This is a genomic window from Enterococcus sp. 12C11_DIV0727, assembly GCF_002148425.2.
In the GTDB taxonomy this organism is placed as follows: Bacteria; Bacillota; Bacilli; order Lactobacillales; family Enterococcaceae; genus Enterococcus_L; species Enterococcus_L lemimoniae.
Map to the genome: position 1 here is coordinate 2,914,186 of NZ_CP147248.1, position 16,705 is coordinate 2,930,890.

Annotated in this window: 17 protein-coding genes; 14 read left to right on the forward strand and 3 right to left on the reverse strand. The window is 35.6% G+C overall.

The features are described from left to right. The first annotated feature begins 48 nt into the window (after positions 1–48). The 6 genes from A5866_RS13845 (at position 49) to A5866_RS13870 (ending at position 8,464) form a co-directional block, all read left to right on the forward strand. Complete coding sequence (locus A5866_RS13845) at positions 49–1,392, forward strand: FAD-dependent oxidoreductase (RefSeq protein WP_086445097.1); 1,344 nt, start codon at positions 49–51, stop codon at positions 1,390–1,392. Between the two features lie 217 nt (positions 1,393–1,609). Further along, the gene (locus A5866_RS13850; RefSeq protein ID WP_086281825.1) at positions 1,610–1,837 is read left to right on the forward strand and encodes a hypothetical protein; all 228 of its coding nucleotides are present in this window, start codon (positions 1,610–1,612) and stop codon (positions 1,835–1,837) included. Positions 1,838–2,088: 251 nt separating this feature from the next. Continuing rightward, positions 2,089–4,788, forward strand: coding sequence for a YhgE/Pip domain-containing protein (locus tag A5866_RS13855; RefSeq protein ID WP_086445096.1), 2,700 nt, complete (start codon positions 2,089–2,091; stop codon positions 4,786–4,788). Positions 4,789–5,040: 252 nt separating this feature from the next. Continuing rightward, entirely contained in the window at positions 5,041–6,204 is a 1,164-nt protein-coding gene (locus A5866_RS13860) for a cation diffusion facilitator family transporter (RefSeq protein WP_176271352.1), read from the forward strand. A gap of 147 nt (positions 6,205–6,351) precedes the next feature. Next, positions 6,352–6,690, forward strand: coding sequence for a hypothetical protein (locus tag A5866_RS13865; RefSeq protein ID WP_176271351.1), 339 nt, complete (start codon positions 6,352–6,354; stop codon positions 6,688–6,690). 112 nt (positions 6,691–6,802) lie between these two features. Continuing rightward, entirely contained in the window at positions 6,803–8,464 is a 1,662-nt protein-coding gene (locus A5866_RS13870) for a MutS-related protein (RefSeq protein ID WP_086445095.1), read from the forward strand. Positions 8,465–8,590: 126 nt separating this feature from the next. Here A5866_RS13870 and A5866_RS13875 read toward each other — a convergent pair whose 3' ends face one another. Both A5866_RS13875 and A5866_RS13880 read right to left on the reverse strand, forming a co-directional pair. Then, on the reverse strand, positions 8,591–9,199 hold the full coding sequence (locus tag A5866_RS13875) for a hypothetical protein (protein WP_086445094.1): 609 nt from the start codon (positions 9,197–9,199) through the stop codon (positions 8,591–8,593). A 90-nt stretch (positions 9,200–9,289) separates the two neighbouring features. Then, positions 9,290–9,613, reverse strand: coding sequence for a winged helix-turn-helix transcriptional regulator (locus A5866_RS13880; protein WP_086445093.1), 324 nt, complete (start codon positions 9,611–9,613; stop codon positions 9,290–9,292). Between the two features lie 504 nt (positions 9,614–10,117). Here A5866_RS13880 and A5866_RS13885 point away from each other — a divergent pair. After that, the gene (locus A5866_RS13885; protein ID WP_086445092.1) at positions 10,118–11,941 is read left to right on the forward strand and encodes an APC family permease; all 1,824 of its coding nucleotides are present in this window, start codon (positions 10,118–10,120) and stop codon (positions 11,939–11,941) included. Between the two features lie 116 nt (positions 11,942–12,057). Here the strand turns inward: A5866_RS13885 and A5866_RS13890 are convergent, their stop codons facing one another. After that, positions 12,058–12,189, reverse strand: a complete 132-nt coding sequence (locus A5866_RS13890) for a hypothetical protein (RefSeq protein WP_254907603.1) — start codon at positions 12,187–12,189, stop codon at positions 12,058–12,060. 332 nt (positions 12,190–12,521) lie between these two features. Here A5866_RS13890 and A5866_RS13895 point away from each other — a divergent pair, with 332 nt between their 5' ends. From A5866_RS13895 to A5866_RS13925, 7 genes are all read left to right on the forward strand, one after another. Next, positions 12,522–12,794, forward strand: coding sequence for a TIGR04197 family type VII secretion effector (locus tag A5866_RS13895; RefSeq protein ID WP_086445091.1), 273 nt, complete (start codon positions 12,522–12,524; stop codon positions 12,792–12,794). A 57-nt stretch (positions 12,795–12,851) separates the two neighbouring features. Continuing rightward, positions 12,852–13,217, forward strand: coding sequence for a hypothetical protein (locus tag A5866_RS13900; protein WP_086445090.1), 366 nt, complete (start codon positions 12,852–12,854; stop codon positions 13,215–13,217). After that, positions 13,189–14,730, forward strand: coding sequence for an EndoU domain-containing protein (locus tag A5866_RS13905; RefSeq protein WP_339099686.1), 1,542 nt, complete (start codon positions 13,189–13,191; stop codon positions 14,728–14,730). The genes A5866_RS13900 and A5866_RS13905 overlap by 29 nt, the downstream gene beginning before the upstream one ends. A gap of 14 nt (positions 14,731–14,744) precedes the next feature. Next, the gene (locus A5866_RS13910) at positions 14,745–15,152 is read left to right on the forward strand and encodes a hypothetical protein (RefSeq protein WP_086445088.1); all 408 of its coding nucleotides are present in this window, start codon (positions 14,745–14,747) and stop codon (positions 15,150–15,152) included. 180 nt (positions 15,153–15,332) lie between these two features. Beyond that, positions 15,333–15,866 carry a hypothetical protein gene (locus A5866_RS13915; RefSeq protein ID WP_140335141.1) on the forward strand — a complete coding sequence of 178 codons (534 nt, stop codon included), beginning with the start codon at positions 15,333–15,335 and terminating at the stop codon, positions 15,864–15,866. Continuing rightward, complete coding sequence (locus A5866_RS13920) at positions 15,859–16,176, forward strand: hypothetical protein (RefSeq protein ID WP_086445086.1); 318 nt, start codon at positions 15,859–15,861, stop codon at positions 16,174–16,176. The genes A5866_RS13915 and A5866_RS13920 overlap by 8 nt, the downstream gene beginning before the upstream one ends. After that, complete coding sequence (locus A5866_RS13925) at positions 16,176–16,703, forward strand: DUF2247 family protein (RefSeq protein ID WP_086445085.1); 528 nt, start codon at positions 16,176–16,178, stop codon at positions 16,701–16,703. Before A5866_RS13920 ends, A5866_RS13925 begins: the two co-directional genes overlap by 1 nt. The last annotated feature ends 2 nt before the right edge of the window (positions 16,704–16,705 follow it).

Below are 16,705 nucleotides of genomic sequence, written 5' to 3' on the forward strand. Positions count from 1 at the left end.
TATATAAACATAGTGATGGCATAGTTGATTGAAGGGAGAAGAACCTTAGTGAAAGTAGTAATTATCGGAGCCTCCCATGGGGGACTCCAGGCCGCATTAACATTAAAGAGATTAAATCCTCAAACTGAGGTTATTCTAATTGAAAAAAGAAGTGAGATCAGTTTTGTTTCAAGCGGAATCGTATTGAAAATGAATCAATTGGTTGATGAATTGGACAAAGTGAGATATCTGACTCTAGAAGAATTGAATAATAAAGGGGTAGACGTTTTAATTAATGCAACAGTTACTACAATAGATCCAGAGAAAAAATACGTTATTTATGAGGACGCTTCTAACAACGTGAGTGAGATTAGCTATGAAAAGCTGATCCTTACAACAGGTTCAAATCAATTTTCAACAAATATAACATTGCCAAGTAAAGATAAAGTAACTGTCTTCAAAAGTTATCCTAGCTCTGTAGAAGTATTGGAAAAATTGGAACAGTCAAAATCGATCTCAATTGTTGGTGGAGGTTACATTGGTGTAGAATTGTGCGATGCCTTGAAAGATCAAGGGAAAGAAATTCATTTGATTGAAAGTGCAGGTTCAGTTCTTTTTCGATACTTAGATAAGGAACTTTCTTCACTGATTGAAGAAAAAATCGTTGCATCTGGTGTGAAACTTCATTTAAATGAAAGTGTTATTAGCTTCTCAGAATTGGAAGAAGAGCTGTTTGTTACAAATACAACAAATGAAGAAATTAGAAATGATTATGTAATCATCGCGGTAAACGCTCGTCCAGATAGTCGATTAGTCAAAGAGTTTTTAGATTTAAATGCTAATGGAACGATACGAGTCAACGAACATATGCAAACAAGTGATCCAGATATATTTGCTTTAGGTGATGTGATTTCTTATCCAGTTCGTAATAGCTACCGTAAATCGTTTGTTCCTTTAGTGAATAATGTTGTCAGAAGTGCAACAGTTGCGGCAATGAATGTTCTGGGACATACGATAAAATATAACACGACTCAAAAAACAACGGCAACGAAAATCTTCAACAGTTATGTTGCTAGCACAGGCTTAACAGAAGAGGAAGCAAAGTTTGAAGGAATCGAAGTGGAAAGTACCTTTTTAACATTACCATGTCAACTGCCTTATCTTGAATTACAAGAAGAAGTACATATCAAAATGGTTTTCGAAAAAGGAACGCACAAACTGATTGGTGGTCAATTAATGTCTGAAAGAGACATTACACAATCAATTAATACCCTATCTTTGGCAATTGAGAAAGAGACGACCTTAGAAGAATTAGTGACACTAGATTTTTATTTTAATCCAGGAATCAATCAGCCAATGGGAATTATAGGACGAGCAGCATACGAATTTTTGATAGAAAAGTATAAATCTTGATAATTTAATAACATATATTATTATATTTTTGAAATGATTGAGCAAATGAATTAAACATAAAAAATGGCTTCCCCGATTCGTTAGAGAAACAGCAGAACAATATCCTTTTCGTTTTGTTGTTTTTTTGCATAATTGTTATTTTTATAAATAAATCAAAATACTACTACTTATTGTTATTTAAGTTTATAATAGAATAAAATTCTAGGGGGCATCGCCAATGAAAGCAGAAGAAAAGAAATTTTATGACTTCATAATGGATCGAACCAAGCCAGATCATCAAGAAGACATGAAACATTTGCTGGCAGAATTGATGGAAAGAAAATCAACGGATAAACTCGATAAAATGTACCTTATGAGTGTGGTTCCTAGAGCACTTTCTTATCTGGATCCTGATTCAGTAAACGAAGTCAAAAAAGTTGTATCAGAGTTTTCAGCAAAATTATAAGCAAAAAAATAAAGGCAAGCTGATTCATTCGGATGAGTTTGTCTTTTTTTTAGGTGTTAGAAAGAATGAGTAGAAGAGGTAAATCAATAAAAAATAGTTGGTTAAATGATGAAAACAAATACATAGAAGAACTCTCTACGACAGTTCTAGAAACTTGTCGTAGAAATAGACAAAAAATGGATTTTTCATTTGTTATTGATAAAAAAACTATGCTAAAGTATATCAGTCATTAAAAAGAGTAGGTGAGCAGGATGAAACATATAAAAAATACATTCAAGTTATTTAAATTAGATTGGCAACGTATTTTTAAGAACCCAATTGCTACATTTTTGATCATTGCACTGATGATTATTCCATCACTTTATGCATGGTTCAATATCAAAGCTTTGTGGGATCCTTACGCAAACACTGGAGAATTGCCAATTGCGGTATACAGTGACGACAAAGCAGCAAGTTTTCAAGGTAAGGAAGTTGATATCGGGAAAGAAGTCCTGAAAAACCTCCATGAAAATAAACAATTAGGTTGGAAGTTTGTTGATTCAAAAGAAGAATTAGACAAAGGGGTAAAATCCGGGAAATATTTCGCTGGGATTTATTTACCGAAAGATTTTTCTAAAGATTTATTGAGTTTTACTACAGGTGAAATCGTCAAACCTAAAATAGAGTATTCTATCAATGAAAAAATCAATGCGATCGCTCCAAAGATTGCAGAAAAAGGCGCTTCTTCTTTACAAGCCCAAATAACCGATCAATTTACCAAAACTGCAAGTAGTACCTTAGTTACGGTATTTAATGATATAGGCTATAATTTAGATTCTAATTTAGTCAGTATCACCAAAGTAAAAAATATGATTTTATCAACGGATGAGAACATTGAGCAAATCGATAAGTATACACAAGAAGTCGTAACACTTCATGACAAAATGCCAGAACTGAAAACAAAATTAGCGAAAGCAAATGAATTTGTTGACTATTTACCGCAAGTGGATGCTTTAGGAACAAAATTGGTAGATTTAAATGATAAGATGCCAACGATCAAAGAACAGGCTAAAGTTATTTTAACCTTGCAAGAAAAAATTCCGGAAATTCAAAATGCTGGTAAACAATTAGCGATGATCGATGAAGATTTTGCTTCAGTTGAACAAACGATGACTGATGGAATCAATGAAGCAAAACAAGGATTAACGATCATCCAGCAAGTTCAAACGGCGTTACCAGATATTGAAAAACTTGGAGATCAGGCAGATCAATTAGCAACAGTGACCAAAGATGGTGCAACAAAATTACAAGAAGCGTTGCCAAGTATTACTAGCTGTATCAAAGTAACCTTGGAGTCTGTTCAAACCATTGGCTCCAATGTATCAGCAATTGCTGGACAAATCGAACAATTATTGACAGATAATGAATTAACACCAGATGAACGTGCAGCTTTAAAACAAATGTTGCAACAATTTAGCGATAGTTTAGGCAAACAACAGGCAGCGATCGATCAATTAGTGGCGATGCTGACAGATATTCAAAATTCTTCTGGTAATCAAGACCTTCAACCAATCATTGATAGCTTGAACAATTTGAGCACACTGATCGGTGGTTTGAAAGCGAGAGTAGATAGTATCGACGCGGATTCAATTTCAGTTGATCAATTAAAAGCTGTTCTTGCTGAGATCGAAAGTATGGCTGGAAACATTGCTGGGAGTGCAGGTAGTATCAATGTCGATGCGGTTGCAGCGGATGTAAATGATATACTAACCAAACTGATCAATACGATTTCAACTGCACAAGGTCTGCTTAGTCAAGCAAAACAAATCGACTTTGCAACACTATTAAATTCAACTCAAGCGACGGTTGCCAATGCAATCGGTATTTTAGAAAAATATCAAGCAGAATTACCAGCGATCAAACAAGAAGTTCATGATGCGAATGTATTACTGAATGGACACATGGAAACAATCGTCAATGGTATCAATAAAGGCGCAGATCTTTATAACAACGAGTTACCTGTAATAGAAGAAAAACTGGGCTTAGCAGCAAGCTTTATTAAAAATGATTACCCAGAAATCAAAGAAAACATTACGGGAACATTAAAAACAGTCAATGAAAAAATGCCGGATTTAGAATCTGCTTTAAACAAAGCCAATGAATTAGTTCAAAACGATTGGCCAAACATTAAAACAGGGCTTCATAAAGCCGCTGAAGCAATTCGTAAAGGTGAAAAGGACGTTGACCTTGGACAAGTGATAAAACTGCTTAAACTGGATGCTAACGCGGAAAGTGACTTCTTTGCAAAACCTGTTGAAGTATCTGAACATAAAATTTATCCAATTGCCAATAACGGTTCAGCTAGTACGCCGTTTTACACAGCATTGTGTCTGTGGGTCGGAGCCGTATTATTTTCAAGTGTAGCAACCACTGATTTTTATTTAGATGAAAAAGACCGTGGTAAATATTCTAAACGAGAACAATTTTCTGCAAGAATGCTAACATTCTTAGTGATGGGCTTAGCGCAAGCCTTGATCGTGACTTTAGGTAATTACTTCGTGCTAGGAGTAGATGTGAGACAGCCATTTTATAGTGTCTTGTTTGCCTTGTTGATCGCCTTTACGTTTATGATGATGGTTTATGTACTTGTGGCGCTGTTCGGCAATGTCGGAAAAGGTGCTGCGATCATTATCTTAGTCCTCTCCATTTCAGGCGGGGGCGGAAATTATCCGATCCAAGTTTCCGGCAAGTTCTTCCAGTTTATCAATCCGTTTTTACCATTTACCCATGCGGTGAATTTATTACGGGAGTCGGCAGGCGGAATTTATTGGCCAAATGCTTGGAAAGCGATTATTATTTTAGGCATGATCGCAATTGTATTCTGTGCATTGGGGATATTCTTATATCCTTATATTGAAGAAAAAACGAAGAAATTTGCGAAAGTTTCTCATGAAAGTCGTATCTTCCATTAAAATGAATCACAAATTGAAAAAGGCCGAGTCAAAAGTGTTTAGCTCCGAGATATCAGTAGGAGCAGCCTTTTTCTCGCTCTTTTTTGTTCATTTTTTCAAGGCAAACCTAACAAAAAAACAAAGAAAGCCCATCAATCAACTTGGGTCTTTCTAAACAATAAAAAGTCACTAATAAAAATAGGATTTCACTATACAAATGACCAAAATCATTTTATAGTCTTAAGATATGCTAAAAATGAGGTAGGGATGATTATGATAAATTTTTTAATAGATCGTTTTGAAAAAAGACAACCAAAAAATTCAGATACGCGAACAGCCTTTGGTATTTTTGCAGGAGTTGTCGGCTTGTTATCTAACTTACTCCTTTTTGTAGGGAAACTATTGATCGGCTTGATTTCAGGCAGTGTGTCGATCATGGCCGATGCCATGAATAACTTGTCAGATACCGTTTCTTCGGTTTTAACCTTAGTTGGTTTTTATATTGCGGGAAAACCTGCAGATAAAGAGCATCCGTACGGTCATGAACGTTTTGAGTATATCAGTGGGATGTTAGTGTCATTGTTGATCACCTTTGTAGGGTTTCAATTCTTTATGACTTCGATTGAACGAATCAAAGCACCACAAAGCATCAAAGTGACGCCAGTGATTCTGATCATTTTAGTTTTGTCGATTTTGATCAAAGTTTGGCAAAGTCTGTTTTATAAACGGGTAGCTAAAAAAATTGATTCAAATACCCTTGTTGCAACGGCTAAAGATAGTTTAAACGACGTCTTCACAACGATTGCGGTTTTAGTCTCAGCAACGGTTGAAGGTGTTACGGGGCTAAAAATCGATGGCATCGTTGGTTTGGTCATTGCTTGTTATATTATTTTTAGTGGCTTGCAATTGATTCGTGAGTTTATAAATGAGTTGATGGGGTTACGCCCAGACCAAGCAGCGATCGATCAAATGAAGTTGTATCTATCCTCTGTTTCAGAAATTGTGGGCTATCATGACTTGCTGATCCACCAATATGGTCCAAACAAAACCTTTGCGTCAGTTCATATTGAAATTGATGATCGCTGGGATTTGACCAAAGCACATGAAACAATTGATGAAATCGAGTTAGAGTTTAGGCAAAAGCTAGGCGTGGATCTAGTTTGCCATATTGATCCAGTAAATTTATATGACCAAAGACAACAGTTTATTCATCAGGAACTGAAAAAAATCATTAAAGGAATCGATAGTGAATTAAAAGGACATGACATTCGTTTAGTTGAACATGGTGGTAAACCGCGTATCTTATTTGATTTAGTTGTTCCAAATCAATTTAAAGCGACAGATCAGGAGCTAAAGATTCGAATTCAGGAACAAGTTTACAGAAATATTGGTGACTATCCAGTGAAAGTAACCTTTGACCACAATTATCTACTTTAAATATTTAGAAAATGATGAACTATCGATATAAATATGTTTTATTTTCTCAAAAAAAATATAAAATCGGTTGTTTTATCTAAAAAAATGAAAAAATATTCTTCTTTAACGTGGTACCATAGGGATGGATTGTTAGGAGGAATTAAAAAGATGAATAGTGAGTTATTGGTTGTTCTATATTTTTTCGTTGTGGTGATCGTTGTGTTGACATTGGTGATTGTCAGGGATAAGCAATTTTTAAGAAATTTATTAGGGAAAAAGGATTTGCAGCAAGAGGAAATCACGGATTTAAAATTAGAAAAAGTCCGTTTGAAACATATTATAAAAATGCAGGATGAAACCATTACCCATATGTTGAATGCAAGCCCTCAATACTCTAAACAGATAGAGTTAGAGTATTCAAAAAAAGCGATGGTAGAAGAACATGTCCCCTTAGAGTGGGATTTGGGTGAGTATGAAAGTATGAACCAAGAGTATTATCAATCGTAAAATAAAAAGAAGTGACTGAGCGATATCCACAAAGGATTTACCTCAGTTGTTTCTTTTTTTCTTGTATCTAAATTCACAAAACCATATACTGATTAAAAAAGGGGGATTTTGAATGGAAGCTCAATTGATTGTCCTTGGTTTTGTGGGACTGATTGTTTTAATCATCACTGTAATGGAAATCTATAATCGCCTAAAACTGAGAGCAATGGTTAAAAGTCAATGGGGAACGTTTCCAAGTTCGCGTTTCTTTGATAAAGAAGAAAGCTTGAAAGAAGCATGGAGTCAGGCAAAAAAGTACCGAGATTATGATAGTGAAATCGATGATATTACTTGGTATGACTTAGACGGCTTTGCTTTATTTGAGCGAATTAATGGAACCTATTCTAGTGTAGGATCAGAGGCGCTGTATCAACGTTTACGAAATTTTAATTTTTCTAAAGAAAGCCATGATCGTTTAGAGCGGTTGATCGATTATTATCAACAAAAACCGACGATTAGAGAAGAGCTGCAATTTCATTTTGCTTGTTTAGGGAAGCAAGACAAAAATAATGTAGAAAGCTATTTAAGTGAAACCAGAAGCCAAGAATTGCCTAAAACAAACTTGTATCTATTCTGCGGATTTTTGCCTATTCTATTACTGATAGTAGTGTTGGTATTTCCAACGTCGTTATCCATTTTATTACTATTAGGCTCGATTTTATTCAACGTCATCTATTATCAAGTAAAAAAGGCAAAACTCCAACGTGAGCTGACTTGTATGGGCTATTTGGTTCAAACGGTTGCCTGTGCTAAAAAAATAGCGAAAATAAAAACACCTTTTCAAGAAGAGCTGGCGAAAAATTTACGACCACTCGCTGCGATGACTAAGTTTGGTATTTCTTTTCGAATGAAGTCAAATAGTGATGCGGAGCTGATGTTTGATTATTTTGCGATGATTTTTATGTTACCATTCATTTCCTACAATTTTGTTTTGGAAAAATTGAAGAATTATGAGTTGCAGGCAAAAGAAATGTGGCGTTTGTTGGGAGAGCTAGAAGTAGCTGCCGCCGTGTTAAATTTCCGAATGGTCATGCCTGATACCAGTCAGCCAGTTTTTTCAGAGGAAGTTCAAGTGCTGGGTGAAGAAGTCTATCATCCATTACTAACAACACCAGTGCCAAATGAGGTGAATTGGACCAAAAATACACTTGTAACAGGTTCTAATGCTTCAGGTAAGTCAACGTATGTCAAGAGTGTCGCAATCAGCTGTATTCTTTCTGCAACGATTCACACAGCTTTAGCAACGCACTTCCAATTACCATTTGGCCATATTTTAACGTCAATGGCAGTTGAAGACGATATTTTTGAAGGGGACAGCTATTTTATAGCAGAAATAAAATCGGTCAAACGCGTGCTGGACTTGGCTGAAACAACTGTTCCCTGTTTGTGTTTTATCGATGAAATATTAAAAGGCACGAATACGATCGAGCGCATTGCCGCCTCATCTAGTATGGTGCATTGGTTAGGTGCGTATCCGTCCTTAGCGTTTGTTGCGACTCATGATATTGAACTGACAGAAATTTTAAAAGGATCGTGTGATAATGTTCATTTTGAAGAACAGGTTACTAAAGAACAAGGTGTGACTTTTGATTATCAATTGCGACAAGGTCCTTCTACAACAAGAAATGCCATTCAACTGTTGCATGTGCTGAATTATCCCCAAAGCATTGTTGAACAGGCGAAAAAAGAAGCAGACTATTTTGATCAACATCGGTCATGGCAAACAGTAGAATAGCAAATAAGGCAGTCCAAATTAGTATAATCGCCTTGAATTTGTTTACTTGTATTTAGTGGCTGAGGCCAAAGTGATTGTCACTTTGGCCTCAGCCACTTTAAAAAATTTTCATAGTCATTGTATTAGTTAGTCGTATGAAGTAATCTCTAAATCTTTGAAAAAGCCTTGCGTACCAATATCTACAAAAAGCCCAATGGAACCTCTTGTTTTAGCACCCAATATCAAATTATCCACAATAAGTGTAGGAACATCTTCATTATTTACATAGAAAACTGCTTTTTGATCTTTTATAACAGCTTTGATTGTAATCCACTCATCAAGACCGATATCTGCTGGGCCTTCAAAATCTGTAATCCCTCGATTTCTAAAATAGTCAAACGTATATTTGGGATAGGAAAAATATTGTACGCCTCTATTTTTTCTAACCGGATTGTTTACTCGTCCATTCGTTGGTCTAACATAAAAAGATTCAAAAGAAGAATCGTCCTCACTGATTCGAAAGGCAATTCCAATGAAGCCTCTCGCAAAATCAGGTGCATCTGGTAACAGTTTACTCAGAACTTTTACTTCAATTACTCCATTATGAAATGACCGATTTTCTACTTTTGAATAGGTATTTTCATCGAATTCCATTATTTTCTCACTTTTTATTACTTGTAGAGCAGATTCATTTTCCAATTCTACTAGTTTAGACGTCGTATGAACGGAAGTAAATTCAAATAGTTCTATATTCATTATTCTCTTCTCCTCACTAATTATGTTATACACATAATACTATGTTATCAAACTCAATCTGTGAAGTAGGAACAAAAAGGTACCTATGAGTTAGATCTGCGACTTGTAGTACTTTCCCCATTGCCTCATAGCTTCAATAACTGGAAGAAATGACTTTCCAAGAGGAGTTAACCTGTATTCAACATGAGGTGGCACCTTTTTAAAGTCCAGCCTATTTACAAGTCCATCCTCTATCATGGAATTTAAGCTTTCAGTCAAAACCTTTTGAGAGATACCTGACAAAGAACGTTTGAGTTCGGATGTTCTTTTAGGGCCTGAAATAAGATCCCTGAGTATTAATAACTTCCACTTACTTCCTACTAATTCGACTGTAGTTGCGACATCACATAAAGGCATTTCTTCTTTTTTTATCATCAGAGCTCCTTACAGTTTTTGATTTTTCCATAATTGCTTACCCTCTATTTTAGTTAAATAATGCTTATTATACTTCATTCCTTAAAACTTGTCATAACAACTAAAGGTGATTTTAAGCTTAGTTATTTTCTAGATTGATAATGAACTTTATCAAGGAAAACTGGAACCATGATATATAAATATTATTTCTCGTATACGTGTAGTAAGATGGGTGTATGAAGTCATAGAAAAAATTTCTCCCAATGGGTTTGCCAAATCAATACCATTATAATAGGAATTTTCTTTATAATTTTTTGGTGTTGCATTTAAAATGTATATCCACCTAGAATGTTCTAAGAATTTGTTAAATAGCGAAAGAAGAAGGGATAAATATTTCAGTAGTTTAGCAGATAAATAATTGACAATCGTCATTTATGGGCGTAGCATATGTGATTGTTTGCGGAAAAAGCATAATTTTTTTCTGAAAATAAAATAGAAAAAATCAAAGAAGGAGAGGTTGATCAAATGGACTACTTAAAACGATTATTTATCGGAAAACCGTTAAAATCAACTGAAAACGATGAGCATAAGTTGAGTCGTTTTGCTGCACTGGCCTTATTGTCATCAGATGCATTATCATCAATTGCCTATGGGACAGAACAAATCGTTGTCGTACTGGTTACATTATCTGCTGCTGCTATTTGGTATTCGTTACCCATCGCTGCTTTTGTTATTATTTTACTTATTTCGTTAACGTTATCTTATCGGCAAATCATTCACGCCTATCCTCATGGTGGTGGCGCTTATGTTGTCAGTAGCGAAAATTTAGGAAAGAATGCCGGTTTAGTGGCTGGTGGTTCATTGCTGGTCGACTATATGCTGACCGTGGCTGTATCCGTTTCAGCAGGTGCTGAGGCGATCATTTCAGCGGTGCCAGCATTGTATGGTCACCAAGTGGCAATCTCGATCGTGATCGTGTTGTTGATCATGCTGATGAATTTGCGCGGTTTGAGAGAATCCGCTAGTTTCTTGATGTTTCCTGTGTATAGTTTTATTGCTGTGATCACATTATTGATTGGGACTGGTTTGTTCAAAATCATGACAGGGGCAGTCCCTTTACATGCTACTGCTATTCCGGGAACTGTTGTACCAGGGATTACGATTGCCTTGATTTTAAGAGCATTTTCTTCTGGTTCTTCTTCATTGACTGGAGTGGAAGCCATCAGTAATGCGGTCCCTTTTTTCAAAAAGCCTAGAGCAAAAAATGCTGCAGGAACACTCACCTTGATGGCAGCTATCTTAGGATTTTTCTTTGTGGGGATCACCTTTATCAACTACTGGTATGGAATCGTTCCTCAAACGGAAGTGACCGTGTTAGCACAGATTGGAAAAGCTGTTTTTGGTCAAAATATCCTTTATTATGTATTGCAATTTACGACAGCGCTGATTTTAGCAGTAGCCGCTAATACCGGTTTTTCAGCCTTTCCAGTATTAGCCTATAATTTAGCCAAGGATAAATTCATGCCGCATATGTACATGGATCGTGGTGATCGTTTAGGCTATTCAAATGGGATTTTGACCTTGGCGGCAGGTTCTGTCGTATTGTTATTGATCTTCCAAGGGTCAACAGAACGCTTGATTCCCCTTTATTCAATCGGGGTATTCATACCCTTTGCCTTATCTCAGACTGGGATGGTGCTGAAATGGCGGAAAGAAACGAAGAAATGGTTATCAAAATCAATTGCGAATATTGTTGGAGCTTTCATTTCTTATGCTATCATCGTTATTTTGTTCATGTATCGTTTAGGCGATATCTGGCCATTCTTTATTATTATGCCTGTGTTGATTTTTGTTTTTTACAATATTCATACTCATTACCAAAATGTAGCTGAACAACTACGCTTAGAAGAAACAGTTAAACAGCAGGAATTTTATGGCAATACAGTGATTGTCTTAGTCGGAAATGCCACCCAAGCCAATGTGGGAGCTGTCAATTATGCTCGTTCGATCGGTGATTATGTAGTAGCGATGCATGTCTCCTTAGATGAAAACGTTGAAAAGGAAAAAGAAATCGAAGCCGCTTTTAAGCAACATTTTCCAGATATTCGTTTTTCTGTCGTCCATTCATCTTATCGTTCGATCACCAATCCAATTCTTCGTTATGTGGACTTAGTAAGTCGGAATTCAGCCAAACGGAATTACACGACAACCGTTTTGATTCCACAGTTTGTACCTAATCGGCGCTGGCAAAATATTCTGCATAACCAAACGAGTTTGCGCTTACGGTTGCGTTTATCTTGGCGGGAAAATATTGTGGTTGCGACGTATAGTTATCATTTGAAGAAATAGTAAGATCTAGCAAATAGCAAATCAGGATAAAGGGTTGGAGCAAAAGCTGTTTCCTTAAAGACTGCTAGGACTTTCTGCTAGCAATTGGCAACTTGTATAGATAGTTTACGCTGTCTTTACAAGGCTTCATTATCTGGTTGTCGCCAGCTAATGAAGTGCCAATTTATTTTTATATTCTGATTTGAACAGCTCATCGTGATGGGCTGTTTTTTTTGTTGTAAACCATAGCGATGAATTCTTTCCATCATTCTATTCTACTCCATAAGTATATACGAAAAGAATACGAACGTGCAACCTGATTTTCTGCTTGAATCATATTAAATAACACTGGAAATCGTTCCTTTATATATAAGAAAAAAATTTTTAGTTTTGATTGTTATCATTCTGAATCTTAGCGAAAATGAAGCGTATTAATATGAAAATGAAAAGAATATTCTTCTTTTTTTATTTATTTTTAGAGCAATTAAGTATAGAAAAGGATCTTTTAGTTTTGTTTATTTATAAAAATGGTATTTATTTGATTTTTTTAATAAGATATACTTGATAGTAGGATTAAAAAAACAAAAGGAGTTTATATTCTATGATTGACATCAATGCAGCAGAAATCCAGAATCAAGCGACTAAAATTGGTCAAGCTAATGACAAATTAACGATTTTCCAAACGGTGACTTTTTCATCTGGGACAACAGTTCCTGGTAACAGTAGTGCAAGTAGTGGCTTTGAAAAATTAAAAGGTTCAGCTACTACTATCCAACAACTGTTAAACCGTGATACTACAAATATTCAAAGCGCAGTTGCGTCTTTTAAACGGGCAGATACACAAGTTCAACAACTGTTTAAGAAACCATTTTAAGAGTATCTAGCTATGCGGAATGTTGTTACCATTTTTAAATGAATTAAGGAGAGAAGCATGAAAGAGGTAGAAATTAGAAAAAAACGAATTGAAAATGAAGAAAAACAAGAAGAAAATAGCCAAATCTCTACGTTATTAGAACGGAAAATGGAAGAATGCGGACAGTTATATGCAAGTGAACGCCTCCATAATGAACGAGTGATTGCTTATTTTTACCGACAAGAAGAAGGAGCATTTTTTGAAGAAATCATTGAAGATGCCCGCATCGAAGAACATCGATTTTTTGAGGAAATGACTGATGGACAAGAAATGTTAGCCAAGAAAAAACGTCAACTAGAAGATCAATCGGAAAGCTTGTATGAAGCAGACTTACAAGTGCTCAGAGAGGAGGACGATGTCCATGGTCAAAATGGTGATTGGTGAAGTTCAAACTCAAACAGAACAGATCAAAGCCTTTGGAAAAACTTACAGTCAAGCCTTGGATTCTGTTTCAAGTGCCACACAGGGAATTCTACTAACAGTCGGTATGAGCGGCGAAGGAATGGATGCGATAAAAAGCTATATTTCCAGTGTTTATCCAGCACTGTGTAAAGCGGCAATTCTGCATAGTGAAGCCACAGTAGAAGCCAACGATCAATATCTAAGTGACTATACTTCCCAGTGTGGTGGTGAAGATCTAGATTCAGAAGAATTACAAGAGCAAATTAACGAAGCGAATCAGCTGATTCAAGGATTTCAATCCTCAAAAGATAGCTTTGCTCAAGCCAAGCGGAATTTATCAGAGGATAACTCAAAACTTATGGGCATGATTTTCCAAGCTGCGATCAACAGTATGGATGCTGGAATCACTCGAAATCAAGCGAAGAAGGCAAAAATAGAAGAAAAACTCCGCAAGTTTCTAGCGTTTTCCGATAATTCCACAAGCTATTTTGACGGATTGGAAGGGTCTGAAAGCCTGTTGACAAAGGGCATGCAGGCTTTGGGTGTAGATGGTTCTGGGAATATTGGTGTAGGGAGTTGGAATGGCAAAGGTTTTTCAGTGAAAGACACATCTTGGATGACGGATGTAAATAAGAACTGGAATGATCGTGTTGAAAGACGGGATAAAAAAATACTAGATGGCTGTCAGATCATTCGTGTGTTTGATGAGCGATTTGGAACAGATGTTTATATGTTTGAAAAAGATGGGTATCGTTACGCATTGAATGAAGAGGATTTGTCGGCAGATTTAAAGAAATTGATTAAAAAATATGGTTTAGATGTGTTAGAATTGAGTCCTACAGAAATTACCAAACGGGTCAACGATTTCCAGAAAAGTGGACGAGATTACTTTAGTGGAGATAAGGTAGGTATGCCAGGATTTGGTGCATTAGCTCATGGGGAAGATTTTATGGGGAAAGCACAAGAATCAGGAATATGGGATGCAATGTGGGCACTTGGATTGACAGGGGCTGCGTTGAGAAATGCGCAGATTTATGATAAGAAAGTTAGTGGGGCTAAATCAGTTATTACTCCAGAAATGGAAGAAAAAATCCTTTGGGGACAAAGGAAAAATCCTACTAAGAATGAAATAATTGGTGGGCATTCTTCAAGTATTAACAATAATCATCCAAACTTTGCAACTGAAACTATCAAAATTAATCCTGATGGTACAAAAGACATCAAAATTGTTACCCAATTTCCAGATGGAAATCTTTCTAAAATAAAAAATAGTACAGTTTTTCCAGATGGATGGAGTGATACTAAAATTTTAGATAGTATTAAGAATGTTGGTAACTCACCTACAATAAGTGTTAGAGGACGAGACGGAGCAACATGGCATAGAGCAATTGCTGATGGCGTAGAGATAGATGTAATTAAGCTAGGAGATAATATTGTAAGTGGATATCCAACAGGGAAAGTAAATGCACCGATTCCAGGAGGATTTACTAAATAGAGGAGGAGAAAATAATGTATGAAAAAGTAGATGAAGTTTTATCTGAGAATAGTTCGGACAATTACTTTTTTGATGATGAATTTTTGTATGTACGAGAATTATTAAGTGAATTTACAGAAAATGATTGGAAAGATTTAACTCATAATTTAAAGAATAAGGAAGAGAAGTATAAAATTAGGTTAGCCTATTGTATTGATGAGGAAACAGGTATTAATGGCTTCAATGTATTATTAGAATTGCTACATGAAAATGATGAGGTAGTTGAATATGCTTTAGATTCATTACGTTCATTTGATGGAGAACCATACAGAAATTTGATTATTTCAGACAAGGCAATAATCGAAAAAGCAGAAAATTTATTGAAAAATGCTAGTTTACCAGTGAAACGAATTTTGGAGGCATTTTTACAACAAAATAAATAGAGAGGCACTTTACCATCTTATTAACACCAGATAGTAAGCCTTAATTCACTAATCAAGATCAAGGTGCAATAACTAATAAAAAAGTACAACAAATTAATTAAAAAGGTATTAGTGAATAAACAATTGCTGATACCTTTTTTTTCGTGTATCAAAAATTGTTGGAATGGCAAAGGTTTTTCAGTGAAAGATACATCTTGGATGACGGATGTAAATAAGAACTGGAATGATCGTGTTGAAAGACGGGATAAAAAAATACTAGATGGCTGTCAGATCATTCGTGTTTTTGATGAGCGGTATGGAACAGATAGATATATGATTGAGAAAAACGGCTGTCGTTATCAGGTGAATGAGGATGATTTATCCGCAGATCTGAAAAGTTTGATCAAAAAATATGGGCTAAATGTGTTAGAATTAAGTCCAGCAGAAATGACCAAACGGGTCAACGATTTCCAGAAAAGCGGACGAGATTACTTTGGTGGTGACAAAGGAAAGATATCAGGACTGATTGGATTGTCACATGGACAAGATTTTATGGGAAATGTGCAAGAGTCGGGTGTTTGGGATGCACTGTGGGCGCTTGGATTGACAGGGGCTGCGGTGAGAAATGCGCAGATTTATGATAAAGTTAGTGGGACTAATAAGGAAGTAGTGGACGAAGTCACTAATTCTGTTTTAGAAGCTCCTAGGTCTGGAAGTGGTTTTGAAGGTGGATGATATTAAACCAGTTAAAGCTAAAGGTTCCATTTATGATATTGACCCATTAACAGGAAATCCATCTACAAAACAAACTCAAATCATTATAGATGAATTTCCCAATGTTCCCAAAGTGCATGGCTTTTCTGACATTATTGATAATTACGCTGGATTAGCGGAAATCACAGATTTAGGGAATGCTACATTATATCAAATTCAAGGAAGCCAGAATGGTCTTAAGGGGCGTTTTGAATGGATAATTCAAGCCGGAAAAGTTACACATAGAATGTTTGTTAGAAATCCAGAATTGAGTGGAGTGCCTATAAAATAATGAACTATATAGATGAATTTAAAAAAAATAATATTCCTTTTTCTTGGAATGAACTTAAGATAGGTAGATTTGGTCATGCAGATAATCATTTTTACTTACAAGGAATGCTTGATGATGAATTTGTAATGAAATACACGTTAGATCATCTATCTAAAAATGAAAATGAAGAAAACGATTATTTATGGGAGCTTGGAAGTTTATTTTCACCATATGATGAGAATGAAATATATAAGTTTCTAGATTTGATTGAAAATTCTAGTGAAAAAGATTTGAATTCCTATTATAGATGGAGATGGATTTTAGTTAACGATCTATTAAATAAAATTTCAGATAAAGATTATGTTAATGCTTTGTTAGAAATTAGTGAGTTCTGGCTGGATTTAAAGTCTCCAATAGATATGCCTTATCAGTACCAAGGTGTTGAAAACCAACTAACACCACAAGAGTTTTATACGGAGAAACATTCATCTAAAGTTCTTTCAAACCATAAAAGATGGTTGAAAGAGGAAAAAGAGCAATTAAAATGATA

What these genes read in the sequence shown, in the direction of transcription:
- A5866_RS13850 (WP_086281825.1), top strand. Translation starts at nt 1,610, where the DNA reads ATGAAAGCAGAAGAAAAGAAATTTTATGACTTCATAATGGATCGAACC.
- A5866_RS13855 (WP_086445096.1), top strand. Translation starts at nt 2,089, where the DNA reads ATGAAACATATAAAAAATACATTCAAGTTATTTAAATTAGATTGGCAA.
- A5866_RS13860 (WP_176271352.1), top strand. Translation starts at nt 5,041, where the DNA reads ATGATAAATTTTTTAATAGATCGTTTTGAAAAAAGACAACCAAAAAAT.
- A5866_RS13865 (WP_176271351.1), top strand. Translation starts at nt 6,352, where the DNA reads ATGAATAGTGAGTTATTGGTTGTTCTATATTTTTTCGTTGTGGTGATC.
- A5866_RS13870 (WP_086445095.1), top strand. Translation starts at nt 6,803, where the DNA reads ATGGAAGCTCAATTGATTGTCCTTGGTTTTGTGGGACTGATTGTTTTA.
- A5866_RS13875 (WP_086445094.1), bottom strand. Translation starts at nt 9,199, where the DNA reads ATGAATATAGAACTATTTGAATTTACTTCCGTTCATACGACGTCTAAA.
- A5866_RS13880 (WP_086445093.1), bottom strand. Translation starts at nt 9,613, where the DNA reads ATGATAAAAAAAGAAGAAATGCCTTTATGTGATGTCGCAACTACAGTC.
- A5866_RS13885 (WP_086445092.1), top strand. Translation starts at nt 10,118, where the DNA reads ATGGACTACTTAAAACGATTATTTATCGGAAAACCGTTAAAATCAACT.
- A5866_RS13890 (WP_254907603.1), bottom strand. Translation starts at nt 12,189, where the DNA reads ATGATGGAAAGAATTCATCGCTATGGTTTACAACAAAAAAAACAGCCC.
- A5866_RS13895 (WP_086445091.1), top strand. Translation starts at nt 12,522, where the DNA reads ATGATTGACATCAATGCAGCAGAAATCCAGAATCAAGCGACTAAAATT.
- A5866_RS13900 (WP_086445090.1), top strand. Translation starts at nt 12,852, where the DNA reads ATGAAAGAGGTAGAAATTAGAAAAAAACGAATTGAAAATGAAGAAAAA.
- A5866_RS13905 (WP_339099686.1), top strand. Translation starts at nt 13,189, where the DNA reads ATGTCCATGGTCAAAATGGTGATTGGTGAAGTTCAAACTCAAACAGAA.
- A5866_RS13910 (WP_086445088.1), top strand. Translation starts at nt 14,745, where the DNA reads ATGTATGAAAAAGTAGATGAAGTTTTATCTGAGAATAGTTCGGACAAT.
- A5866_RS13925 (WP_086445085.1), top strand. Translation starts at nt 16,176, where the DNA reads ATGAACTATATAGATGAATTTAAAAAAAATAATATTCCTTTTTCTTGG.